The 21,086-nt window shown below is 69.2% G+C and carries 19 protein-coding genes and 2 pseudogenes; 11 read left to right on the forward strand and 10 right to left on the reverse strand.

The features are described from left to right. Nucleotides 1–11 precede the first annotated feature (11 nt). The 3 genes from AB5J51_RS37910 to AB5J51_RS37920 form a co-directional block, all read right to left on the reverse strand. The gene (locus AB5J51_RS37910; RefSeq protein ID WP_369779843.1) at nucleotides 12–917 is read right to left on the reverse strand and encodes a TIGR03619 family F420-dependent LLM class oxidoreductase; all 906 of its coding nucleotides are present in this window, start codon (nucleotides 915–917) and stop codon (nucleotides 12–14) included. An 81-nt stretch (nucleotides 918–998) separates the two neighbouring features. Continuing rightward, entirely contained in the window at nucleotides 999–1,682 is a 684-nt protein-coding gene (locus AB5J51_RS37915; RefSeq protein ID WP_369779844.1) for a hemerythrin domain-containing protein, read from the reverse strand. A gap of 365 nt (nucleotides 1,683–2,047) precedes the next feature. Continuing rightward, on the reverse strand, nucleotides 2,048–2,914 hold the full coding sequence (locus AB5J51_RS37920) for a hypothetical protein (protein ID WP_369779845.1): 867 nt from the start codon (nucleotides 2,912–2,914) through the stop codon (nucleotides 2,048–2,050). 514 nt (nucleotides 2,915–3,428) lie between these two features. Here AB5J51_RS37920 and AB5J51_RS37925 point away from each other — a divergent pair. The 3 genes from AB5J51_RS37925 to AB5J51_RS37935 all read left to right on the forward strand — a co-directional run bounded on the left by AB5J51_RS37925 (nucleotide 3,429) and on the right by AB5J51_RS37935 (nucleotide 6,496). Then, nucleotides 3,429–4,154 carry a peptidylprolyl isomerase gene (locus AB5J51_RS37925; RefSeq protein WP_136224234.1) on the forward strand — a complete coding sequence of 242 codons (726 nt, stop codon included), beginning with the start codon at nucleotides 3,429–3,431 and terminating at the stop codon, nucleotides 4,152–4,154. 706 nt (nucleotides 4,155–4,860) lie between these two features. Next, complete coding sequence (locus AB5J51_RS37930; RefSeq protein WP_369779846.1) at nucleotides 4,861–5,208, forward strand: hypothetical protein; 348 nt, start codon at nucleotides 4,861–4,863, stop codon at nucleotides 5,206–5,208. Nucleotides 5,209–5,524: 316 nt separating this feature from the next. Continuing rightward, complete coding sequence (locus tag AB5J51_RS37935) at nucleotides 5,525–6,496, forward strand: phenylalanine 4-monooxygenase (RefSeq protein WP_369779847.1); 972 nt, start codon at nucleotides 5,525–5,527, stop codon at nucleotides 6,494–6,496. 531 nt (nucleotides 6,497–7,027) lie between these two features. On the opposite strand, the pseudogene AB5J51_RS37940 reads toward AB5J51_RS37935, so the two are convergent. Continuing rightward, nucleotides 7,028–7,347 (reverse strand): annotated as a pseudogene (locus AB5J51_RS37940) (hypothetical protein); the annotation flags it as partial. Nucleotides 7,348–7,853: 506 nt separating this feature from the next. Here AB5J51_RS37940 and AB5J51_RS37945 point away from each other — a divergent pair. After that, nucleotides 7,854–8,609 carry an ASCH domain-containing protein gene (locus AB5J51_RS37945; protein ID WP_369779848.1) on the forward strand — a complete coding sequence of 252 codons (756 nt, stop codon included), beginning with the start codon at nucleotides 7,854–7,856 and terminating at the stop codon, nucleotides 8,607–8,609. Nucleotides 8,610–8,614: 5 nt separating this feature from the next. On the opposite strand, the gene AB5J51_RS37950 is transcribed toward AB5J51_RS37945, so the two are convergent. Continuing rightward, nucleotides 8,615–9,151, reverse strand: a complete 537-nt coding sequence (locus AB5J51_RS37950) for a transposase (RefSeq protein WP_369780380.1) — start codon at nucleotides 9,149–9,151, stop codon at nucleotides 8,615–8,617. Further along, entirely contained in the window at nucleotides 9,148–9,687 is a 540-nt protein-coding gene (locus AB5J51_RS37955) for a winged helix-turn-helix domain-containing protein (protein WP_369779849.1), read from the reverse strand. Before AB5J51_RS37955 ends, AB5J51_RS37950 begins: the two co-directional genes overlap by 4 nt. A gap of 533 nt (nucleotides 9,688–10,220) precedes the next feature. On the opposite strand from AB5J51_RS37955, the gene AB5J51_RS37960 reads away from it, so the two are divergent. The 3 genes from AB5J51_RS37960 (at nucleotide 10,221) to AB5J51_RS37970 (ending at nucleotide 11,974) form a co-directional block, all read left to right on the forward strand. After that, nucleotides 10,221–10,868 carry a hypothetical protein gene (locus tag AB5J51_RS37960; RefSeq protein ID WP_369779850.1) on the forward strand — a complete coding sequence of 216 codons (648 nt, stop codon included), beginning with the start codon at nucleotides 10,221–10,223 and terminating at the stop codon, nucleotides 10,866–10,868. 396 nt (nucleotides 10,869–11,264) lie between these two features. Next, nucleotides 11,265–11,675, forward strand: a complete 411-nt coding sequence (locus AB5J51_RS37965; RefSeq protein ID WP_369779851.1) for a hypothetical protein — start codon at nucleotides 11,265–11,267, stop codon at nucleotides 11,673–11,675. 17 nt (nucleotides 11,676–11,692) lie between these two features. Next, entirely contained in the window at nucleotides 11,693–11,974 is a 282-nt protein-coding gene (locus tag AB5J51_RS37970) for a hypothetical protein (RefSeq protein WP_369779852.1), read from the forward strand. Nucleotides 11,975–12,116: 142 nt separating this feature from the next. Here AB5J51_RS37970 and AB5J51_RS37975 read toward each other — a convergent pair whose 3' ends face one another. Both AB5J51_RS37975 and AB5J51_RS37980 read right to left on the reverse strand, forming a co-directional pair. After that, nucleotides 12,117–12,857: a nucleotidyltransferase domain-containing protein gene (locus AB5J51_RS37975; protein ID WP_369779853.1), complete on the reverse strand. Its 741-nt coding sequence runs from the start codon at nucleotides 12,855–12,857 to the stop codon at nucleotides 12,117–12,119. A gap of 639 nt (nucleotides 12,858–13,496) precedes the next feature. After that, nucleotides 13,497–15,536: a protein kinase gene (locus AB5J51_RS37980; RefSeq protein ID WP_369779854.1), complete on the reverse strand. Its 2,040-nt coding sequence runs from the start codon at nucleotides 15,534–15,536 to the stop codon at nucleotides 13,497–13,499. 745 nt (nucleotides 15,537–16,281) lie between these two features. Between AB5J51_RS37980 and AB5J51_RS37985 the strand changes: the two genes are divergently transcribed. From AB5J51_RS37985 to AB5J51_RS38000, 4 genes are all read left to right on the forward strand, one after another. Next, a complete protein-coding gene (locus tag AB5J51_RS37985) occupies nucleotides 16,282–16,551 on the forward strand; it encodes a hypothetical protein (RefSeq protein ID WP_369779855.1) in 270 nt (89 codons plus the stop codon). 336 nt (nucleotides 16,552–16,887) lie between these two features. Further along, nucleotides 16,888–17,217 carry a contact-dependent growth inhibition system immunity protein gene (locus AB5J51_RS37990; protein ID WP_369779856.1) on the forward strand — a complete coding sequence of 110 codons (330 nt, stop codon included), beginning with the start codon at nucleotides 16,888–16,890 and terminating at the stop codon, nucleotides 17,215–17,217. Between the two features lie 337 nt (nucleotides 17,218–17,554). Beyond that, entirely contained in the window at nucleotides 17,555–18,691 is a 1,137-nt protein-coding gene (locus AB5J51_RS37995) for a hypothetical protein (protein WP_369779857.1), read from the forward strand. 131 nt (nucleotides 18,692–18,822) lie between these two features. Further along, nucleotides 18,823–19,860: a hypothetical protein gene (locus AB5J51_RS38000; protein ID WP_369779858.1), complete on the forward strand. Its 1,038-nt coding sequence runs from the start codon at nucleotides 18,823–18,825 to the stop codon at nucleotides 19,858–19,860. A 387-nt stretch (nucleotides 19,861–20,247) separates the two neighbouring features. Here AB5J51_RS38000 and AB5J51_RS38005 read toward each other — a convergent pair whose 3' ends face one another. After that, nucleotides 20,248–20,514 carry a hypothetical protein gene (locus AB5J51_RS38005; protein ID WP_369779859.1) on the reverse strand — a complete coding sequence of 89 codons (267 nt, stop codon included), beginning with the start codon at nucleotides 20,512–20,514 and terminating at the stop codon, nucleotides 20,248–20,250. A gap of 366 nt (nucleotides 20,515–20,880) precedes the next feature. Further along, nucleotides 20,881–21,012, reverse strand: a pseudogene (locus AB5J51_RS38010) (ATP-binding protein); the annotation flags it as partial. Nucleotides 21,013–21,086: the final 74 nt, after the last annotated feature.

Genomic DNA, 21,086 nt, shown 5'->3' on the forward strand with positions numbered 1-21,086 from the left:
ACCGCGCAACGTCAGGTCAGCTCGGCCATGAACTCCGCCGCCAGCTCGAGGAACCGTTCGGGCGAGTCCGTCGTCAACTGGAGATCCACCAGCACCTCGTCGGTCTCCGCCGCGCACATCGTCCGCAGGTGGTCGCAGATCTGGCCCACGGTGCCACGGCGGTGACCCTCCGCCAGATCGGCAGCGAACTTGGTGACGTCGGGGTTCACACGCAGCACCCGCCGCAGTCCTGCCGGGTCCCGCCCCGCCCGTTCGGCCGCCGCAGAAGCCACGTCCCACAGACCGCGGAAGTACTCCAACGGCATCGAGGCCGCGAGCCAGCCGTCGGCACGCCGGCCCACCCGCTCCAGGGCAGGGGGAGTGAATCCCCCCAGTAGCACCGGTGGCCTCGGGCTCTGGAGGGGCTTGGGCAGAACGGTCGACTCGCGGATCGTCCACAGCGGGCCGGTGTGGACGACCGAGCCCGGCCGCCACACGGCTTCGAGAACGTCAAGCGTCTCCTCCAGCCGGGCGCCCCGGCCTTCCCAGGGCACCCCGGCAGCCTCGTACTCCTCTCGCATCCAGCCCAGCCCGATGCCCACGTCCAGGCGCCCGCAGCTGAGCAGGTCGAGTGTCGTCAGCGCCCGGGCGAGCACGAGGGGCGGCTGCCACAGAGCATTGAGCGTGCTGCTGCCCAGACGTACCCGTTCGGTCGCCATGGCCGCCACGCCCAGCGCGAGCAGCGGGTCGAGGTGAGTGCCGTACCGGACGGGCATCTGCCCGCCCGGGTACCCGTCAGGCGGGGTGAGCGGGGCCAAGAGACGGTCGGCCACCCAGAGACTGTGGCAGCCCAACGCTTCCAGCGCCGTGCACATGCCGGCGGAGAGGCGGGGGTCGGCGAACGGACCGAACTGGGGGACGGAGAATCCGACGCGCATCGGTGAGGGTTCCTCGATCGGTGAGTGGCGGGCAAGAGGGCCGGGCGTCCTGGAACGCGTCCGGCCGCGGGACGGAGGGGCTCACACGCGCGTACGCCGCCCCCGGACCCGGTCGGTCTCGCGGCGGTACTGCCGCTGCCCCAGCAGCTTCCACAGCACCCGGGCCGGCACGGGCAGCCGGGCGAGGAACTCCCTGCGCTCCTCGGGAGAGGTGTCCTCCAGGATGGCGCCCAGCGCGATCATCAGCCGGTTCCGGGGCGTCTCGGCGAGACCCCGCTCCCCGACCGCGTGCCAGTCCTTCTCGTTCACGTGGAGGGCGACAAGAGGCATGACCGTGCGCTCCTCTTCGTCAAGATGGGCGCACAGCTGGCGGTGATGCCGGCGCAGCGCCTCGGCCAGCTCGTCACGGTCCTCGGACAGAGCCTTCGCCTGCCACCGGTCCATGAGCACCTGGACCTCGCCGATCCCGTCGGAGAGCTCCCGGTGCTGCGCCTCCATCGCCAGGACCTGCTCGGCATCCAGGTCCAGGTGGGGCATCAGTACCGGCCAGAGCATCTCGTCCTCCCCGGTGTGGTGGGCGTGCAAGCCGATCGAGTAGAGCCGCCAGTGCTCGGCGAGGATCCGGGCCCGCGCGGTGTCGGCGGGCTGAACGTCCTGGACGAGTTCGGCCAGCAGGCGCGACTCGCGGCGGAACACCTGGTGGATCATCGCCATCTCGCGGGTGTAGGGGTGAAGGGCGGAGTCTGAAGCGTTGCTCGTAGTCATGACCCCCAGTCTTCGCAGCCCGATTGCCAGGCACTTGCACCCGACTTGCCGTAGGCGGCTCACGCGAACGTGACACGACGCCTGGGCTGTACGCCCGAACCCGGCCACGGAGCTCAAGCCCGCGCCGACCACTGCGGTGAGGCCTGCCAAGCCCGCCGCCGACCCACGGTGCCCCGGCGGATCGCCCGCCCCACGAAGCAGACCGACTCGGTGAACCCCAGGATCCGCCGGGCCGGAGGCTCGGCGGCTTCGCGTCGGCTGCAGACGTTCGGTGGTTCCTTCCCGGTTTCGTAGCAGCCCCCGACAAGGCCAAACGCCACCGTGTCAGTACAACAAGGCCGTACTTGCACCCCACGGACGACGGTTCAGGAACCGTAGGTGATGGACACCTGCGCCGATCCGGTGGCGGCGCCGGAAGTGCCGCCCGCCGGGACGAGGTTCGACCCGCCACCGCCGCCGCCGGGCCCGTCGGCAGTGGCGGTGACCAGGAAGCAGCCTCCGCCTCCGCCGCCGCCGTGCCAGCCGCTGCCGCCACCGCCCCCGCCGAATCCGCCACCGCCCGTGCCGCCGGTACCGGGCGTGCCGTCGGTGCCGGCCTTGGAGCCCTCGGGGCAGGCGGCTCCGCCCTTGCCGCCGAGGGTCTGGGTTCCGCCGCCACCCCCGCCGCCGCTGTCCGGTCGCTCGCCGCCGGGCTTCCCGGTATCGCCCGCGTCTCCGCCGGTGGCCTCGCGGTCGGGACCGGTGAAGCTGGAGCCGCGTCCGCCACCCCCGCCGCCGGCGGCGACGATGAGGCGGGGGTCGGTGCCGGGAACGCCGGTCAGGGCACACTTCGCGCGCGCCGAGCTGCAGGTGCGGACGTCACTGGCACCGCCGCCGCTGCCGCCGGGGCGCTGACCGGTGACGGCTCCGCCGCCCGTGTCGACGTTGACGTAGTAGGTGGTGCCGGGCACCACGGTGAGGGTGCCGGTGACGGTGGCGCCGGTCCCGCCCGCTCCGCCCTCGATGGCGGACCGTCCCGGCTCGCCTGTGGCGGTGACGGTCAGTCGGGTGACGCCGGCCGGGACGACGAACCGCTGGTTGGCGCCGGCGGTGAAGGTCTTGGTCACGGGCGCCGCTGCGGCGGGCGCCGCGGGCACTACCAGGACCGCCGGCATCGCCGCGGCGGCGAGCAGGAGCGCGGCCCGTCGGGCCGTGCGCCGAGGGCGTTCGGATCGCTGTGGGGTCAAAGTCACGATGGGGACTCCTGGACAGGGCCGTGGCACCCACCCCCCGGGGGCGCGCGCGGGCGTAGGCCGATGGTCCGGCCCCTGCGCGGGACCGTCCGCCGCGGACCGTCCGGGCCGCAGCGGTCAGGCGTCACGCTCTCCCTCAGTCTCCCCGTTTCCCGGTCCGCCCGCCTCCCGGCGTCGAGGTCCGTCCCGGCGTCCCGGATCCCGCAAGGACGGAGCGGGGACGCTCCAAGGACGCCTCTCCCTACGTTGATCAAGTCCTCGGCTTGGCGCCCATGGGTACTCCGCCCGGCAGAGGTCGGCAGATCTCGGCCTGACAGAGAGGGCCGTCTGGAGCCTGTGGTACGGCCGACGTTTACAGCGCCAGTGGCCCCGTCGAGCAGGGACGTGAGCTGGAGGGCGAGGTCCTCGGGGTCGGGCGGGCCGGCCTCCTGCCGTTGACTATTCCCGCGGACCAAACCCACGCCCTAGACTGCGACCGCTCCAGGACTTGGCGATCATCGGGAGGGCGTGCGAGATGAAACGAGCACTGATCAGCGCATTTGCGGCCGTGGCGTTAGTCGTGTCCGGGGGGAGCGTCGCCACCGCTTCCGACGGTGCTCCGCCGCGCACGACGCACGGCCCTTGCCAGTACACACAGACCCCGGACGAGCCGCCGGCGCGCTCTGTTCCACTGCCGCCTGACCCGCGGCGCACCCCCGGTCGTGGCACGGTTGATATGGCTGTTCCGACCAGCCAGGGCCCGCTCCCGCTGCACTTGGACCGGGCCAAGGCGCCGTGCACGGTGCAGAGTTTCCTGCACCTGGCACGGCATGGGTTCTACGACCGTACGGTGTGCCACCGTCTGACGGCGTACCCGACGCTGAAGGTGCTGCAGTGCGGCGACCCGACCGGTACCGGTGAGGGCGGGCCCGGGTACAAGTACAAGGACGAGCTGCCGGTGGACCTGCCGCCGGCACCGACCGATCCGACCGGCGCGCGCCGCCTCTATGGGCGCGGCCTGCTGGCGATGGCCAACGCCGGTCCGGACACGAACGGTTCACAGTTCTTCGTCGTTTACGGCGACTCCGCGCTGCGACCGAACTACACGGTGTTCGGCACGGTCGGCGCCGACGGCCTGACGACACTCGACAAAGTCGCCGCCGGAGGCATCGAACCGACCGCGCAGGACCCGGCACCGGTCGACGGCACACCCGTGCTGCGGACCGAGCTGCTCCGCGTCAGGCCGTCCTGCCAGCATTGACGCACCGCGGCGTCGGCACGTCTTCGATGAGCGTGCCTGGCGCCTGTGGCCGCCCCAGGCGGACTACGCCGGCAGGGTGAAGCGTCTGGGTGCGGCGTCACCGGGATGAGATGAGCTGGACAGGGAGACGCGGTGTCACAGCAGTTTCACTGATCGCCGATGTCGGGGGTCAGTGAAACTGCACCAACGGTCATGCTTCTGAACTGGGGTTGTGCAGTTTGGGTGAGCGGGTTTCGCGATGGGGTGGCTCACTGAATCTGCGCAGCGTCTGGGACCGTTGGTCGTCTGACCTGCGGTGTTCCTCGGGACCGGGTGTGGTTGCGCAGGTTGGTTGGGTACTGCGCGGTTTCGCTGGCCCTCGGTATGTGGCGTGGCCATGGGGTGGGGTTGGTTTCGAGCCACGTGGTGGGTGCGATCTCTCGGTTTCGTGTGAATGGGTGCGGCGGTGGCACTGGATGGGCGTCAGCCGGGACGGGATGGCTGTTCCCTTTTTTCGGCGTGCTGGTGCCGGCCTACGCGACCGCGGCGCGCCTTGGATGGGCTGGACAAGCTGTTGGTCCTCCTCTTGGACACCGTCCACGAGCTGTGTTGAACGTGTTCAGAAGCTCTGACAGCATGGCGTGCGGAAAGGCCTGCCAGGCCAGGGGGACGTGGATCCGTCTGCCTTCGGCACGAGTTGGGCGCGAGATCCAGAGGTCGGTACGACATGCTCATCGTCTCGCTCATCGCCTTGCTCATCGCCTTGCTCGTCTTCTTGTTCCTGTTGTTCCTGGGCCTGATGGTGGCTGTCGTGGCGGGCCTGCTCGTCGGGTATGCCTTCGTCGCGGTGAGCGGCAAGCTGTCGCTCACGGCGAGGGTTTCGTTGCTGGTGGCCGTGGCGACGGGTACGGCGGCGCTGTGGCTGGGGCTGGGGGAACCCTCCGGCGTCCTGCTGCCGCTGGCCATGCTGGTGTCGTTCCTCGCGACCCTCGCCTCGGGAGCCACGTTCCTCGGACTCGAAGCCCGCAAGCGGCGTGCATCCCGCTACCGCGCCCCGGCGTGGCAGAGCTGGTAGCCGCCCGCCCCTGTCGCTGGCCATGGGTGCTTTGAGCTGAGAGCCCGGCGCTGCTGAGGTGGCTGCCGAGTCCGGACTCGCAGTCCTTCTGACGTAGTCGTCACGCAAGAGCGGCCAGAACCAGATTTCTCGAGCCCAGAGGCAAGCCTCGGCGAGAGAGCTGCCGGCCGGAGCGTCCTCCCCGCGAAGAGTTGATACGCCCGTACTCGTTCAGTCACTGCGGGGGAGGGCGCCTGCGGGTGACCTTGTGGCGGCTGGCGGTGCCGGGATTCGCGCAATTGACGCGGGGGTACACGCGACGGCACGGTAGTCGCTGGTGCGGGTGATCCAGGCCGACAGAGCGGATGCCCGGCACATCAGCGGTCATGATCCTTTCGTGATCGACTGGATGAGTCTGACCCCCTTGGATCGGGCTGGCTCGGAACTGGGTGACGCTGGCCGGCATCCTGGCTTCGCCGATCCCGTCTACCTGCGCCGCCGCAACCAAATCACCAGGCTCGCGGCCGGGCACGTGGTCGGGGAGCCGTATGAGCCGGTTGCCTACACGCCTGCCGAGCACGCGACCTGGCGCATCGCCCACGCCGCGGTGCGCACGGCGCAGGACGTGTGGGCCTGCCCGGAGGTCCTGGCGGCGCGGGAGGCTGCCCTGATCCCGGCCGACGGCGTCCCGCAGCACTTTGAGGTCTCCGACGTCCTTCAGGCCCTCACGGGGTTCCGGTTCACCCTCGCGGGCGGGATCGTTCCCAACAAACGGTTCCTTGGCGCAATGGCAGACGGCTTCTTCCACGCCGTTCAATACGTCCGTCACTCCGCCCTCCCTCTCTACACCCCGGAGCCGGACGTTTTGCACGACGTGTTCGGGCACGGCGTTCACCTTGCGGATCCGGGCTTCGCTGACCTGTACCGCACCGTCGGCCGTGCGGCAGCCCGCGTCGAAAGCGCCGATGCCCTGGACTTGATCAGCCGCGTGTACTGGTTCACCCTCGAGTACGGTGTTGTCCTGACAACGGGCTGTCCGAGGGCCTATGGGGCGGCCCTGCTGTCATCCTCCGGGGAGCTCGCCCGCTTCACCCGTGCCGACCTGCGTCCGTGGAACCTTGCGGACCTGGTCCGCCTGCCCTACCAGGTGGCCGGTTACCAGCCCGTCTTGTTCACCGTCGCCTCGCTGGACCACCTTGCGGACGTCCTGCACGGCTTTCTCGACGACTTCGACGAGGAGACTGGCGCCCGCCACAACCTGCCGGTGCAGGCCGACCGCGGCTACTTGGCCCGGCCACGGGCACACTGACCACTCGCCGGCCCCAGCCGACGAGGCCTCCGCCGCGCGGAGCGCATCGTGGCGGACCGGCCCGGCGGGGCCGTGCTGGTGCAGACCCGGCGCGGGGCACTGGTCCAGGACCGGTGGCCGGACCTGCTGGCGGCCGCCGAGCAGCAGTTGCCGCACGGCCTGGTCCTCGATGTCGTCTGGGACGCGGAAGCGGGTCGGTTGTCGTTCGAGGCGTTGCAGCGCCGGGCGGTCGCCCGCGCCCGCGGTGCCGCCGGCACGGCCGCTCGGCGGCCGCCTCCTTCGTCGCGTTCGATGTCCTTCAGGTCGACGGCGAGGAGTTGCTCCACGCGCCTTACAGGCACTGCAGGACTCACCTGGAGAAGTTGTTCACCGATCACAACCTGACCGCTCCGTGGACGCTCCGTCCGATGAAGACGGACCTGGCGAAGGCGCGCCACGCCCCCGCCAGCTGGGGCCAGTTCGTGGACCGCGAAGAGGCGTGAGGCGTACGCCAACGATCAGGGCAGTTGTCGTCGCTGGTGGCGGATGCCCGCCGGCGATCACATGGGTCATGCTGTCGATGCCGGGATCCCGGACGATCAGGCCGTCCGAGCACCAGGAGTAGCGGCCGCCGAGAGCCTCACCGCTTCCTGCCCAGGTCTGCATCAAGCGTTCGACTTCTGCGACCGTGAAGACAGTCACGCTCCACCGGGAGCCGTCCTTGAGTCCACGAAGAGATCGAGGTTGCACACCGAGTCCGACTCCTCGTCTGGACTGGGCAGGAACGATGCCTCGAAGGCGTCCGTGCGGACCCGGTACCACGGCCCGTCCCAACCTCGTTCGACCGATCCGGGCGATGCGCTGCGACTCATTGATCTCAGCCGTGCTGCTTCCCGCGGCATAGCTGGGGACGTTCACCGTACGCGGCTGGGGAGCTCGGGTCGTACGCCGACACCGAGGAAGCACGTTCGACGCCAACGATTCAGGACACCCCCACACTCCGGGCAGGTGGCAGCCCTGGCACCTTGCACCGCCCGGGCCCTCGCGCCTGCCCGCCGCATCCGCCGCCAGTGCCGCGAACCGCACACCGACGTGCAGAACACCGCCGCCGCCCTCACCGTCGGCATCAATGGCCACCACAGTCACGGCAGAACCGCGGCCCGGGATCGTCGTCCGTGACCACGACCAGCCTCAGCCAGGGCGCTCCATCCCTGCCCACGGGACCACCATAGGGGCCCAGTCAAGGCAAGCCGAAATCCCGTGGAGCCCACCTGCATGGCGTGGAATGATCTTGGCGACTGCTGACGAGAAAGGGAAGGCTGAAAACGTGTACGTACCGTCATCTGCACGAGCTCTCAATGATGACGAGCGTGAGCTCGTGGAGCTGGCACGCCGCACCATAGACGCGCATACGGACGCCGGGCCCGACGAAGACGGGATCCACACGATGGGGGCTGCGGTCATGGCCGCCGACTACCGGATGTTCGCTGGCGTGAACCTCTACCACTTCACCGGGGGACCCTGCGCCGAACTCGTGGCTCTGGGAGCCGCACGAGCCCAGGGCGCCCGCCAGATGCGCTGCATCGTCGCCGTGGGAAACCACGGGCGGGGGGTCGTCGGCCCGTGCGGGCGCGATCGGCAGGTCTTCGTGGACTACTACCCCACCATGCGCGTCATCGTGCCCACGCCCGCGGGGCCCAGGTCCGTTCTCGCCGCCGACCTGATGCCGCTGACTCAGCGATGGACCCCGGAAGGCATGAACGGTCTCGACCCATCGCTCTACCAGGATCCCGAGACCGCCGGTCCCCCGATCATCCGGTTCAACCCCCGCTACCTCCAAGACGTCCGCTCTGGCGCCAAGACCAAGACCACCCGCTTCCGGGACCCCGCCCAGCTCGGGCCGGCACGGCTGGTGTTTGAAAGCGACCCCGAAGTCGTCCTGCCGGCAGAGGTGACCGGCATCAGGCACTGCCTGGTCAGCGACCTCACCAACCAGGACGCCCAAGCCGAGGGGCTGACGACCGCTACCGAACTCTGGGAAGTCCTCAAGGGCCACTACCCAGATCTGGCGGGAACCGACGAAGTCGACGTAATCACCTTCCAGATCAACGACAAGACAGGCGCCGCTTACTGAAGATTTCAGGGTGGGGTCGGTGGGTTGATGGCCAGACCGGTGGCGGTGAGGCAGCCGTCGACAAGGTGGGGCCGGAGTTGGATTCTGCGTAGCTCGCGGCGGAGTGTGCGGTCGAGGTCGTCGGGTGTGTCGAAGGCGGTGTTGGCCATCGCTCTGCGCACGAGTGACCAGACGGCCTCGACCGGGTTCAGGTCTGGTGAGTATGCCGGGAGGCGGATGGTGGTGAGCCAGTCGTGCTCCGCCTCGTACCGCTTCAGCCCGGCGGCCAGGTGGGTGTTGAGATTGTCCCAAACCACCACGATGGGGCCGTCGAGTTGGATGTGCGCGCGGACCAGGAGGTCGCGGTAGTCCTTCCAGGAGAAGCTCTTGCGGGCGCCCTTGAGCAGGAGATGGTTGCGGGGTCGGTGGATGAGGCGGCTCTTCTCGCCGAGTTTGTAGCAGCACAGCGCGGCGACCGAGGTCCGGCGGCGGGAACGGCCGCGGACGCGGATGACGGGGGTCTGTCCGCGTCGGCCCCAGGTGCGGGCCCGGGGCGGAGTCATCGAGAAGCCGGCCTCGTCCTCGAAGACGAGCCATGCCCCGGACGCCGCCGCGAGGCTTTTACCCGTGGCCAGACCTCCTTCTTCCACAGTTCCACCGCGTGCTCGTCACGCTCGAGGGCTCTGCGGGCGGGTGCCTGCCAGGACCAGCCGTGCCGTTTCAGCAGCCGCCACACCGTCGGCACCGACAGGGTCAGCCGCAGCCGGCGGCGGATCAGCGTCTGGACCCGGGCCAGCGTCCAGCGTTCGTCGTCGAAGCCGTGCGCCGAGGGGCCTTTGCCGAGTTCCTCCTCGAGCACGGCGAACTGGGCGTCGGTGACGGTCGGGGCGTTCGCCGGACCCGCCGAGCGCAAGCCCTCCATGCCGCCCTCGCGCCAGGCACGACGCCAGCGTTCCACCGACCGCACACTCACCCGCAGATCCTTCGCGATCACCGCGGTCTTCTCACCCGCCGCGAACCGCATCCCGGCCTGAAGCCGGATCCCCTCACGAAACGCCCGACGCTCAGCCGTCAGGCCCCCACCCTCTGGATACCTCACCTCACCGGCATACCGCAGGGATCATGAACCGTCACTACCCGACGACAACGCGAAATCCTCAGTAAACCACGGAGGCACCAGCGACGACCGGGACGACCGCAGCAGCGAAGAAGACGGCGCTGGTCGACGCATGATGACGCCCGACCGGTTGGGCTGGGATGCGGCCAAGGACCATGCCAGTGAGTTCTTGCTGGGGGTGGTCGCCCCTGCAGAGCAATCCGGCTATCCGGATGCTGGTGAGTTGAGGGCACGAGTCAGCTTTCGGTTGGCTGCGCGAGCGGCTTCCAGCTCCTTCGTTCGCTCGTTGAGCTGCCCTTTCGTGTGGGACTCTGCCAGATGGCCCGGTGCGAACGGACCTGCGGCAACCGCTCCTTCATGAGAGGCGACAGACTGGGCGTCCATGGGGCCCCTGCTGAACAGCGATCTTGGTCGACACGGTTCTAGCAGGAGCCCCATCTCTCCTTCAGTCTGCTTGACACACTGACCCCTGGCCCTGAACCAGGACCACACGGCGTTGGTACTAGCCTGTCCCGATGGGACTCGACATCACGGTGCTCATGGTCGACTGGGAGCACCTGGCGCGGATACCGGCGGACGACAGGGTGAAGGTACTGGGCGATGCCGCCTGCCCCGACTTCTGCTGCGAGGTGTGCGAAGACGCCGACTATGCCGTGACGGGCGGCTGGGTGTGGCAGCGGCAGGTGTCCTGGTGCGCCGAGTACCGTTTCCACGGAACCACCGGTTCCTACGCCTGGCACCCCCGATTGGGCAATGCCTGGGAGGAGGTCCGGACCTCGGTGGCGCCCGAACTGCGCGACGCCCTGGACCACTTCCTGCGCGGCCTGTTCTGGGAGGACCCGGACGACCTCACGGGGACGGACCCCACGGCCGCCGCGGAGGAGCAACGGCCCGCCGCGCGCGGCTTCCCCGACGACCCCGCTCCGTGGCGCCCCCGGGTGCGCTTGCTCAGCGCCCCCGACGAGGTGTCGGAGCTGGCCCGCTCCTGGCAGGTGGCCGCGCCCCGGCTGGAGGAACTGCGCGGGCCCTTCGAAGCCGAGGCCGCCGGCTGGGCGGGCCGGCCCACCGACTTCGACGCCGCCGCAGCGCTGTTGCGCGAATGGGGCGACGTGGCCACGGAGGCCGGCGCCCGGCAATGGGGCCTGGTCGGTCTTCCCTTCTAGGCCCGATGCCGTGTAGTTGTGCATGTGCGTGCTGGTGGCAGCGGGTGGGTGTCAGCGGTAGCGCGTGCGGCACGCCTGGTGGGGGAGGATCCATGCCCGGTCGGCTGCTGTCACGGGGTGACCACGGGGCTGCCGGGGAGTGACTGCGTGCAGGCGAATAGCCCTTGCCCTGGCGGCCCTCAAAGTGGCGGTGCAGACCCGTCCACAGACGGACGTTCAGCCGTCCCCGCTCCGCCCACGACCTGGGCCCGGTTGTTGTCGAGCACACCGACGATCCCGCCGGACCGCACTTCCACGCAGGCGGACCGAAGGGAATCACAGTCGAAGACCAGTCACGATCCGGAGTGACTTCCGGCTGGGACTGATCCCAGTCGGCCCACCCATGGAGATCCCCAAGTGACAGAAGCAGATCCCGGCGTCGTGGTCACCTGGGCCCCGGGTGACACCACGGTCCGGTGGAGTGGCCCGGCGGGGAGCGCCGAGAAGTCGTACGAGCGTCCGCCGCAGGATGTCATGGCGTGGCGGGAGTACGACGAGACGCTGGTCGTGGTGGTGGAAGCCATCAACACTGCACCGTTCACCCCGGCGGACAACGCGGTGGTCTTCCGGGCCGACGGCTCGGAACGGTTCCGGCTGCACCCGCCGCGTGGCCTGGTGTACACGCCGAGCGAAGTGCACGGCTTCTACCTCGCTGTGCCGCAGGACGGCCGACCGCTCATGATCATGGTCACGCGCAACGCGGGTGATTTCCAGGGCCGCATCGACCTGGAGACCGGCGAGATCGTGGACACCAACCACTGGCGATGAGCCGGAGAAAGAGTCCAGTGGCAGCAGCAGAACCCGACGTAGTGGTCGCCTGGACCTGGGCGACCAGTACGGTCCGGTGGAGCGGCCCCGCCGGGACCGTCGAGAAGTCGTACGAGCTTCCGCCCGAGTCCGTCATGGCCTGGCGGGAGTACGACAAGACGATGGTGCTGGTGGTGGAAGCAAAACCGCCCCGAGCCGCCGGCCCGAAAGACCACCGCGTTCTCCGACGGCGTGAAGGGCGCGCCGTTGAGCGCTGGCCCGGAGCGGCGGTGAAGGAGGTCAACCCCGAGTGGTCCTGACCCTCCCTTCGAGTCGATGCTCGCCCGGGCCGCCGCGTCCGTCCCCGGTCCCGGCGTTCTGGCGGACGGCTTGGCCCTGGAGAAGAAGTTGTGGACGGGGTTGCCAGCTGTCCGTTGTCGGCCGCGGTGCTGGCACTCTGTGTCAGCGCGCCGCGGCAACCGAGTCGATGGTGCCGTGCCAGGTCCTGCGGTATCCCTCGCGGAGAGGGCCGCCGACGAGGTCGAGCACCTTCGACGCTGCGCTGATCAGTGCTGTGGGGTCGCCTGACCCGCACAAGTGGTGGTGTCCTTCGAGGAGGGCGGCTCCGCGCTGTGGGTCGGCTTCCAGCAGGCGTCGGGGCAGCCATTTCCCGCCGCCGATCCACGCGTGATGGTGGTCGCAGAGCAGATCGGCGGCGGCATTGACCACGTACCCGGCCACGGCCAGACGCTCGATGGGGTCACTCGCGTCAGCGAGGTCGTCCAGTGCGTCCGTCAGCCCGTAGCGTTTCGTATCGACGGTCTCCGGATCCAGTGGAGACGGACCTTCGCGAAGGTCCGCTTCGGCCAGGGCGCGAGCGCGGCCGGCCTGGCCATTGGAATCGACCAGAACGAGACCGGAGGCGTACATGTTCTGAAGGACCGCCCGCCGTGCGGCGATGTCTGCGGCGAAGAGCTCGAGGAGACCGGTGCGAGTGTGGACGAAGAGTTCTACGACACGTTCCTCGAACCGGATCGTTTCCCGGCAGGTCACGCCGCCGTCTTCGATGAGCACCGCGATGTCCAGGTCACTGCTGGCAGTGACTCGTCCGGTAGCCGTGGAGCCGGCGAGGACCACGGAGAGCGCATCGGGAAAGCGGCTGCGGACGAGACGTCGCGCCTGGTCGATGGGGTCTGCATGCATGAGGGGCAGAGTGCCAGGATCCTTGATCAGAGGCGAGTCGATTCCGCACGGCGTGGTCCGAGCGACTCGATGCCGAAGCGACGGACCGTCTGTTGGTGATGACAGCTATTCGTGAGGGGTGAGTAGCCTCCTCCGCAGCACGCGTGAGACCGGCGGCCGTGCGCGGCCGTTCCTCTCGTAGCCTGTCGATGTGACCCGCCATACCCCGCCGCGACCAGTCCGATTCTTGGACCTGGACCAGGAGACGGGCTGGGACTACCAGAGCCACCTCTCCACCGCGCCCGGGACGAAACTGGTTGGATACCCCGGCTGGTGCCAGGATCCAGAATGGCCGGAATGCGCCGAATGCGGGAATCGAATGGAACACCTGCTGACAGTGGAGAGCACGGAAGCGGACGCTGTGTCCCAGCATGCCTGGACCCCGGTTGAGGAGGGGCACACTCTCTCCACGGGTCCTGGCCTGGTGCTGGGCGACCTTGGTGGTGTGTACCTATTTGAGTGCCACGTCTGCCCCGGGCGTCCATTCACACACCGCAACGACTGCCCGTAGTGCACGAAGCCCGGTCCTGTTTCCTACGAGGTCACGAATCATCGGAACCCACGAGCCTGTGCAGGGTCGCCCGGAGGCCTCTTCCGCTCTCAGCGCCAGGAGGGATGCCCCTCGGCGCCGCCGCCGGTGGTGAGGGTACGCTCGCCGGTCTTGTCCGCGCGCACGGCCCAGATCACGGGCTTCTCGTACGGGCCGCGGACGAAGGCCACCCACGTGCCGTCGACGGACCAGGCGGGGTCCATCTCGTGGGCGCTGGTGGCGACCAGTTCACGATCGTTACTGCCGTCGGCGTCCACGAGGCGGATGTCGCCCTGCGTGCCCGTGCCGTAGGTCCCCGCCGTATAGGCGAAGGTGGAGCCGTCGGGTGACCACACCGGGTCGAGTGCCGGACGGGGCAGCCGGGTCACCTGCTGTGGGGCGCGGCTCGGGGCGGCGGGGTCGACCAGGTGGATCTGCCAGTTCTCGGGCGCCGTCTGCAGACAGACCGCGATGCTCTTGCCGTCCGGCGACCACGCGGGATCCTCGACCTGGCTCCCGCCCGAGGTGAGCTGGCGGGCCGTGCCGTCGGCGACGCCGACCACGAACAGCTGCTGGACACCGTCCTCCTTGCGGAGCACGGCGAGCTGGCTGCCGTCCGGAGACCAGGACACCCTGCCGCCGGCGATGGAGGTGATCCGCCGGGCGTTCGAACCGTCGGCATTGGCGGTCCAGACGGCCGTGCCCTCGGGTGTGCTGCGGGTGAACGCGAACGACCTGCGGTCAGGGGACCACTGGGGCAGGGTGTCGCATGCGCCTGCGCCCCCTGCGATGAGCCCCACGGGCTTCTCTGTCGCGGCGTCCCGGCGGGCGATGACGCTGTGGCAGGTCCCGGGCCAGCCCGGGGCGGTGTCCTGCCGGATCAGCAGGGGATCGGCCGGGAACGGGGCAGGGGCAGGGGCGGATCCGGTGGGCGTGGCGGCGCCGGGCTTGGAATTGTCCTTGGTGGAGTCGCTCCAGGGCTGCCACACGTACAGGCCGACGACCGCGAGAGAAGCCACGAGCGCCGCCGCCACCACCGCGCGGCGCCGCCGGGGCCTGTCTGCATCTGCATCCGCCTGCGGTACCTGCGCAGGGGCGGGGGCGGGGGAGAGCCGCGCCGCGGGTCCCGTCACGGTGCGCGGCTGTTCCGTACGGGGCTCCACGACGACCGGCGGGACGGCGTCCGGTACCGCGAGGTCCTGCGCCGTGTCCGACGGGCCGTCCGGCACGGTGGGACGCACCGCCGGTTCCGGGGGCGGGAGCAGTTGCGTTGCCGCCTCCGGCAGCCAGGAGCCACCGTCCGGGTGGCGGACGGTGAGAGTGTCGAGGAAGGCGGCCGGGGTGGGCCGCGCCGCCGGGTCCTTGGACAGGCAGGCACCGATGGCTTCGCGGAGTTCACCGGGCACCGCCGTCAGGTCCGGCTCCTCGTAGACCACCTTGAAGTGCCTGGCCGCGGAGGGGCCGTCACCGAAGGGGGCGCCACCCGCCGCCTGGGTGAGCACCACCCCTAGAGCGAACATGTCGACCGCAGGGGTGACCGCGCCACCACCGGTGAGCTGCTCGGGTGCCAGGAATCCCGGGGTGCCGACCTGCAGCCCGGTCTGTGTCAGGGACGTTCCGTCCAGGGCGCGCGCGATGCCGAAATCGATGACACGCGGCCCGTCCTCCGCGACGATGATGTTCGCGGGCTTGAGATCGCGGTGGATGACCCCCGCTCGGTGGATCGCCTCGAGTGCCTCGGCCAGGCCGGCCGCCAGGACGGTGAGCGTGTCCAGAGGCAGCGATCCGACGCGCGCGAGTACCGCTTGCAGGGTGGGACCGGGCACGAAGGCCGTCACCAGCCAGGCCGGCTCCCCGTCCGGGTCGGCGTCGACCACCGGCGCGGTGTGGAAGCCGCCGACCCGCCGCGCGGCCGCGACCTCGTCGGCGAACCTGCGCTTGAACCCGGGCTCGGTGCTCAACTCGGGACGTACGACCTTGACGGCGACCGCACGGCCGGACTGGGAACGGCCCAGGTAGACCACGCCCATGCCCCCCTGGCCGAGCCGTCCCACCAGCCGGTAGCGACCCTCGCCGAGCGAGGTGGGATCGCCCGTTTCGAGCGGCTTCATATGTCCCCCGTTTCACACCTTGCGCAATGAACAGCCTCTCCCTACCCGTCGCGCCGTCCACCAGTCAAGCGAGGCCCATGCGGGACCCGACACGGATGCCCTTGGCAACCAGTGCTCCTGGGCCCCGCACCCGGCCGACGGCACGGCGTCCGGGGCCGGGGCAGACGACGGTCGTCCTGTCCGTCGCCGACTGCCGCACGAGCTCGTCGAGGCCCTCCGCAGTCTGTACGGCCACCCGTTTTGGACTACCCCCGGCACATCCCCGACGGGCATAGTCGAGCTCCGCCGCCAGGCCCGCGCCCGCCTATGCAGTTGACCGAGGCGCAGGACCTGATGGGACCGCCAGGACCACTGAACGGCTCGCAGCGGCCCGGGATTGGACAAGTCGGTGGGCCGTGGTCGACGACGCCCTGGCGGAACGGGTGACCGACCGTCCGCCTGTTTCGCCTCTGATGACTGAGGCATGGAACGAGCTTTGGTCCAGTCGTGGCGGGATGGCCGTTCGCGAGCTGTGCCGGACTACCGGAAGGGGAAGCCGACGCATAGAGACTCTCTTCCGTGAGCACGTAGGGATCCCGCCGCAGACCCTGTCCCGGATCATTCGGTTCCAGTACGCTCTCAAACTGCCGTCCCGATTACCGCTCTCTGGCCGAGCTCGCGGCCATGAGCGGATACCACGACCAGCACACATGAACCGGGACTTTCGGACTCTGTCCGGTTATACCCCAGGCAATTACGCGATCTCATGGACACCGACCTGACCGACACCCGCGGTGTCGTCTCCCTGCTGTCGGAACTGAAGGAGGCTGGGGCGCAGGAGGCGGTGCAGCGGCTGCTCGCTCGGCAACCCGCCGCCCACGCCGACCTGACCAGCCCGCTCGGCATCGTTTTGCTGTCAGCACTGATGGAGGCCGGCACGAAGGAGAATGTCATTCCGAAGTACGGGAGAGAGACGGACGGTCGCACCGCGGCACCATGGACATGGAGTGAGCTGTACAACGGGCCAAGCGTTTAGACCGAACCACAACGTAGATAGACCGGCTCACTTCAAAGGGACGCTCCTCGGGGTGGTTCGGATGAACGGCATCGCGACGTGCCTGACTTGCTGGCCCACAGATCCTCCGCCTGAAACGGATGAACGTGCGCCCCACCTGACCGTCAGGGGCGCTGGCGGATCCACTCGGTCCGGGGCGCTGCTGTGTCTGCTGTCGGGGCGGATGGTCCGGGGTGCTGAGAGCGATGACATTCGGAGGCCGACCCTAGGCGGCACACGACTGCTGCACGGCGCCGCTGCCCGCGCGCCAGGGACTATTCGCCGGAGACTCTCTGCCTTCTCTGGCGAGAATGAACCATGGACCGTCTCTTGCACCTCGGCCGTACGCTCGATGAGCTGGACCCACCCCGCTGGGCGCCTCCTGTCTCTGACGCGACCCGTCTGGTCCGCAAGGTCCATGAGCTGCGGCGCATTCCGCTGGGTGAACTCGGGCCGGCGGATCTGCGGACCCTCATCTCGCAGCAGGTGGCGCTGTCGTACGTGCTTCCGCTCGCCGTGCGCTTGCTGCTCGAGGAGCCGCTGCTCGACGCCTACTTCTACGAGGGCGACCTCCTGCTCGCCACCGCCAGCGTCCCCGTTCGGCCTGGTCCCTGCTGCCGGACCTCGCCGCGCAGCTCTCTGCCGTGATCACGGCATTGCCGGAGGAAGTCCTCGCAGGCCTGCCCCGCGGCGCCGCCGAAGAACTCGCCCGATTCGTCGCGCGCGCCGAATCGCTTTGCTGATGAAGGCGCGGGTGAACGAAGCCCCCGACTCCGCTCCAGGGCGCGCGATGGTCCACCCCTGCGCGGCAGTAACCCCGAACACGGGCCGACACAGCCCTCTCTCCCGGTCGCTAGGTTGGCTGTCGGCGGTCGCGTGAAAGTGCACAGGGCGGTACGCGGAAACGGACTCTGGCGCTGATCTTGTGACGGCCGCAGGGGGGCAGGCTTGCGGGTGACCGATGGTGGTCGAGGATGATGCGGGGATGACTGATCAAGTCCCCTTCCTGATTCCGGCACCCGTGTTCGATGACGAGCGCATACCCGTGCTCGTCGGCGGCTCGGCGACAGCCGGGCGCTACATGGTGGGTGGTGCCGTCGTCGTCATAGGTCCGGCCGGAACGGTGATCATCGCGAAAGCAGGAGATGCCCCTGGTGTGAGCGGTGTATGGAACGCGGAGGAGGTCCGTCTGCTCGGGCCTGCACCGGGGCCGGTAGCAGAGCGACTCATGGGGTCGCCCCGGGGCGGGGACGAAGGCCCGTTTCCGGTCCACATCGCGGTCGGTGTGGGGGACGAAGTTCTCTACCTGGGCACCAGCCAGGTAAGCCGGGCCAGCGCATCCGACGGCGTCATGACCGACTGCGAATTGCGCCTTGAATCCCCGCTGAGCAGGGACTCGCTCGACCGAGTACGTCCACCGCTCCCCGCGGGGGACCTGCCGGGCCTGGAGTGGCTCAGGCATGTGAACGGCGACAGGGCGGCAGCGCTGAATGAGTTCATCTCCGGCTGGTACCCGGCTCCCACCGAGTCGGAGACCGAAGAGGCCGATCCTCCCACCCCCCGCACCGCGTCTCCCCTGCCCGATGGGCTGAGACAGCTGTACCGGCTTGCGGAGCGGCGGCCGTACGTCCTCGGAGTCCAGAACAGAATCCTGCCCGAGACCCGCCTGCAAACCGACCTTCGCGGGGAGATGCGGATCTTTGGCGACGAGAGCCAAGGAGGCTTCTTCTGGTCACTCCTCTGGACGCTCGACGAACCGGAGGTCGATCCGACGGTCTGGTTCGGTGAGTTCGATGAGGAACCGATCGCCGAACAGGAGCCGCTCAGCGGCTTTCTGATCCAGTTCTCCCTCTTCGAGGCTTCCATGGGCGCCGACCATTTGGCCCTGCCCCGCAGACTCACCGCACCACAGGTCGAGCTGATCACCCAAGTCCTCCAGCCCGTGCCACTGCGTCCCTTCTGGCCCTGGGTTCCCACGCGCTTCTACGTGGCACCCGGCCTGGTGATGCGTGTCGGCAGCGAGGATGGCGAAGAATTCGACGCCTGGGCTGGGGCCACCCACCGAACCGCTTTGAGCCCGCTGGCCGACCTCCCCATCGACTGGCTCCGCTTCGACGGCTGACCATCACAAAATCGGCGACAGAGCCCGGAAACGTGCACAGCCCTGGGACACAGCGCAGGTTCCCAGTGGCTGTCCGAAGCTGAGCCATCCGCCTGCGGACGGCTTGCCGGGTGGTCGTAGACTCGCGCGCCATGGAAGAGACGTTCGAGCTGGGGGCCATCAGTTGCCCGTCCGGCACCCTGGTGCTCATTGACGGTGGTTACCTGGGGCTGTGGAGCGGGGAGCTGTCGCCGGCGGACATCGATCCGGCTTCCTTGGGTATTGAAGACGCTGCAATGGCCGCCGACGTCACGGGCGCCATTGACTTCGTGGTCACCGGGCCGGACGCTTCCGAAGCCGTTCGGTGCTTTGGCCGCCAGCCAGGCTCCAGGCTCCATGACATCCCGGCCTCGGAAGCCGCCGAATTCGAGGCGACTTTCGATGAGCACTGCCGATCTTCCGGCCTTGACGCGAGGCTGGAGGCCCTGCCGGTTCGGGAGGCCCATGCCCACAGGGCCCGTCGGACAGGCGAAGAGGGCGGTGGCAGCTTTTTGATGTTCGGCGTGCCCGTCGTTGCAGTAGGTGGCGTACCCCGAAGTCGGCACCTGCCCGTACTGGCTACACGGGTCGACTATGGCGACGGTGTCGGGGAACGCTGGTCCGAGATCTCGATCCGGATGAGTGAGGGCCAGGTGACGTCATCGGTTTCCTTGGGTGACATCGGCGTGGACTGGGCACGTGTGCTTTTCGGCGATGCCGACGCCCTGAGCCTCTGGCAGCACGATGAGCCGGTGGACGGCTTGGCCGATGTGGCGTTCTGGGGTGCCGCGGCAGACGAAGCGGCTGCAACGTTTGCTGCACCCGAACTGGGCGAGCTTGGCGAGGACGGTGTTCGCGGGTGGACTGGCCTGCCCGTCTCGGAGGCAATGCACAGAGCACGCGCCCTGTTGAGATGGAAGGACGAGACTGGACGGCGCATGGCGGTGGACTTCCGACCGCACTCCCATCACTGGCAGATCATGCGCGAGGTACGTGCTTCGCAAGTCGGGGCCGGATCCGTGGAACTCGGTGATGCCCGAGTACTGTGCGCAATGACGAGCTGGGGCGATGGCTTCTTCCCGGTGATCGCCGATCTGGATTCATCGGGTGGCCTCCTCGCAGTGCGAGTGTGCTTCTCCGACGTGCCCTGAACAGCCGGCCCAGAGCGCGCGGGATGGGCACGTAGCGCCGTACCTCGGTGAGCACTTTCGTGGCTCTGGAAAGACCTTCGTAGGCGGAGATCATCTCGGTGACACCGTCGGCCGGTCTGCATAGCGTCGGCGGAGGTGGGCGATCAGGATGACGCGGTGATGGAGGAGGGAGACGCCAGCGCGTCCGGCCGTGAGGCGTTTCTGCAGCTTGATGTCAGGAGACTGCGACTCTGCCGCAGTCGGGCTGGACGACCGCTGCCGTCCATCAGACGGTCGCCGACGGCATCGCCCGTACGAAGGCCGAAGGCAGAGGCCGGCGGACCGACCTGCTGCGCCCCGTGACGCCGCAGGCTTGGTCCGCCACGCGAACGGCCGCTGAGCCGGCGCTCAGGCCATCTCGTCACGGATCTCGTTGCGGTGCTCCTCGTAAACGAGTCGTGCCTCGTCGTTCGGGAGCGCCGGGGTCGTGAGGCCGCAGGCACAGGTCACCACCGTGAGGTCGGACAGAGCGCGCAGGGTGTGCCCCTCGGGGCTGGTCCGGGTCGCCTCCGTCGGCTTCCTGTATCGGAGGTTGTGCAGGTAGTGGGGCGGGCGGACAGCGGCCGGGGCGACGGCGGCGCTGGTGTCGTCGAGGGTGAAACGGTGCTCGCTCATGGGTCCAGTGTCCTCTGCCGGACGCGAGTAGCCTGCGCCCGCGCGGCAGAACACGACGCGAGCATCACCGAGCTGGCCGCGGGGCAGCGGTGACCCTTCGCCGGTCCTTCGGGCGCGGAATTCGAGCCGAGCCTGCGGCCGCACTCGTGACCTGGAAGCCACTGGACGGTGGAGCCGGCGCCGCGGCGCCCACAGCCAGTCTCCCGCCCTCCCGGGCCGCAGCATCCCCCGACCCGTGGGCCGCCCCCCCCGCCCCGGCGGCCCGCCCCGGCGCCTGCTCCGGAGGTGGTGGGCCTGAGCCCCCCCCCCCGCGTCGGCGGGGAGCATGTCGGCGTCGGCTGAAAAGTGGACCAGTTTGGTTTCGGTTCAGTCGTTGTCGTTGGCGGTGGGGGCGCGTCCGAGTTCGCGTCCTTTCATGCGGTAGGAATCTCCCTTGAGGTAGTGGACCTCGGCGTGGTGCACGAGGCGGTCGATCATGGCGGCGGCGACGGTCTCGTCGCCGAAGACAGCGCATCAGGCACACTCCACGTTGGTGCGGCGAGGTAGCGCGCTGTGCTGCGGGTGCTGGCCGG

This window comes from Streptomyces sp. R33 (genome assembly GCF_041200175.1).
Lineage (GTDB): Bacteria > Actinomycetota > Actinomycetes > Streptomycetales > Streptomycetaceae > Streptomyces > Streptomyces katrae_B.

What these genes read in the sequence shown, in the direction of transcription:
- AB5J51_RS37910 (WP_369779843.1), bottom strand. Translation starts at nt 917, where the DNA reads ATGCGCGTCGGATTCTCCGTCCCCCAGTTCGGTCCGTTCGCCGACCCC.
- AB5J51_RS37915 (WP_369779844.1), bottom strand. Translation starts at nt 1,682, where the DNA reads ATGACTACGAGCAACGCTTCAGACTCCGCCCTTCACCCCTACACCCGC.
- AB5J51_RS37925 (WP_136224234.1), top strand. Translation starts at nt 3,429, where the DNA reads ATGAAACGAGCACTGATCAGCGCATTTGCGGCCGTGGCGTTAGTCGTG.
- AB5J51_RS37930 (WP_369779846.1), top strand. Translation starts at nt 4,861, where the DNA reads ATGCTCATCGTCTCGCTCATCGCCTTGCTCATCGCCTTGCTCGTCTTC.
- AB5J51_RS37950 (WP_369780380.1), bottom strand. Translation starts at nt 9,151, where the DNA reads ATGACTCCGCCCCGGGCCCGCACCTGGGGCCGACGCGGACAGACCCCC.
- AB5J51_RS37960 (WP_369779850.1), top strand. Translation starts at nt 10,221, where the DNA reads ATGGGACTCGACATCACGGTGCTCATGGTCGACTGGGAGCACCTGGCG.
- AB5J51_RS37975 (WP_369779853.1), bottom strand. Translation starts at nt 12,857, where the DNA reads ATGCATGCAGACCCCATCGACCAGGCGCGACGTCTCGTCCGCAGCCGC.
- AB5J51_RS37980 (WP_369779854.1), bottom strand. Translation starts at nt 15,536, where the DNA reads ATGAAGCCGCTCGAAACGGGCGATCCCACCTCGCTCGGCGAGGGTCGC.
- AB5J51_RS37985 (WP_369779855.1), top strand. Translation starts at nt 16,282, where the DNA reads ATGGACACCGACCTGACCGACACCCGCGGTGTCGTCTCCCTGCTGTCG.
- AB5J51_RS37990 (WP_369779856.1), top strand. Translation starts at nt 16,888, where the DNA reads ATGGACCGTCTCTTGCACCTCGGCCGTACGCTCGATGAGCTGGACCCA.
- AB5J51_RS37995 (WP_369779857.1), top strand. Translation starts at nt 17,555, where the DNA reads ATGACTGATCAAGTCCCCTTCCTGATTCCGGCACCCGTGTTCGATGAC.
- AB5J51_RS38000 (WP_369779858.1), top strand. Translation starts at nt 18,823, where the DNA reads ATGGAAGAGACGTTCGAGCTGGGGGCCATCAGTTGCCCGTCCGGCACC.
- AB5J51_RS38005 (WP_369779859.1), bottom strand. Translation starts at nt 20,514, where the DNA reads ATGAGCGAGCACCGTTTCACCCTCGACGACACCAGCGCCGCCGTCGCC.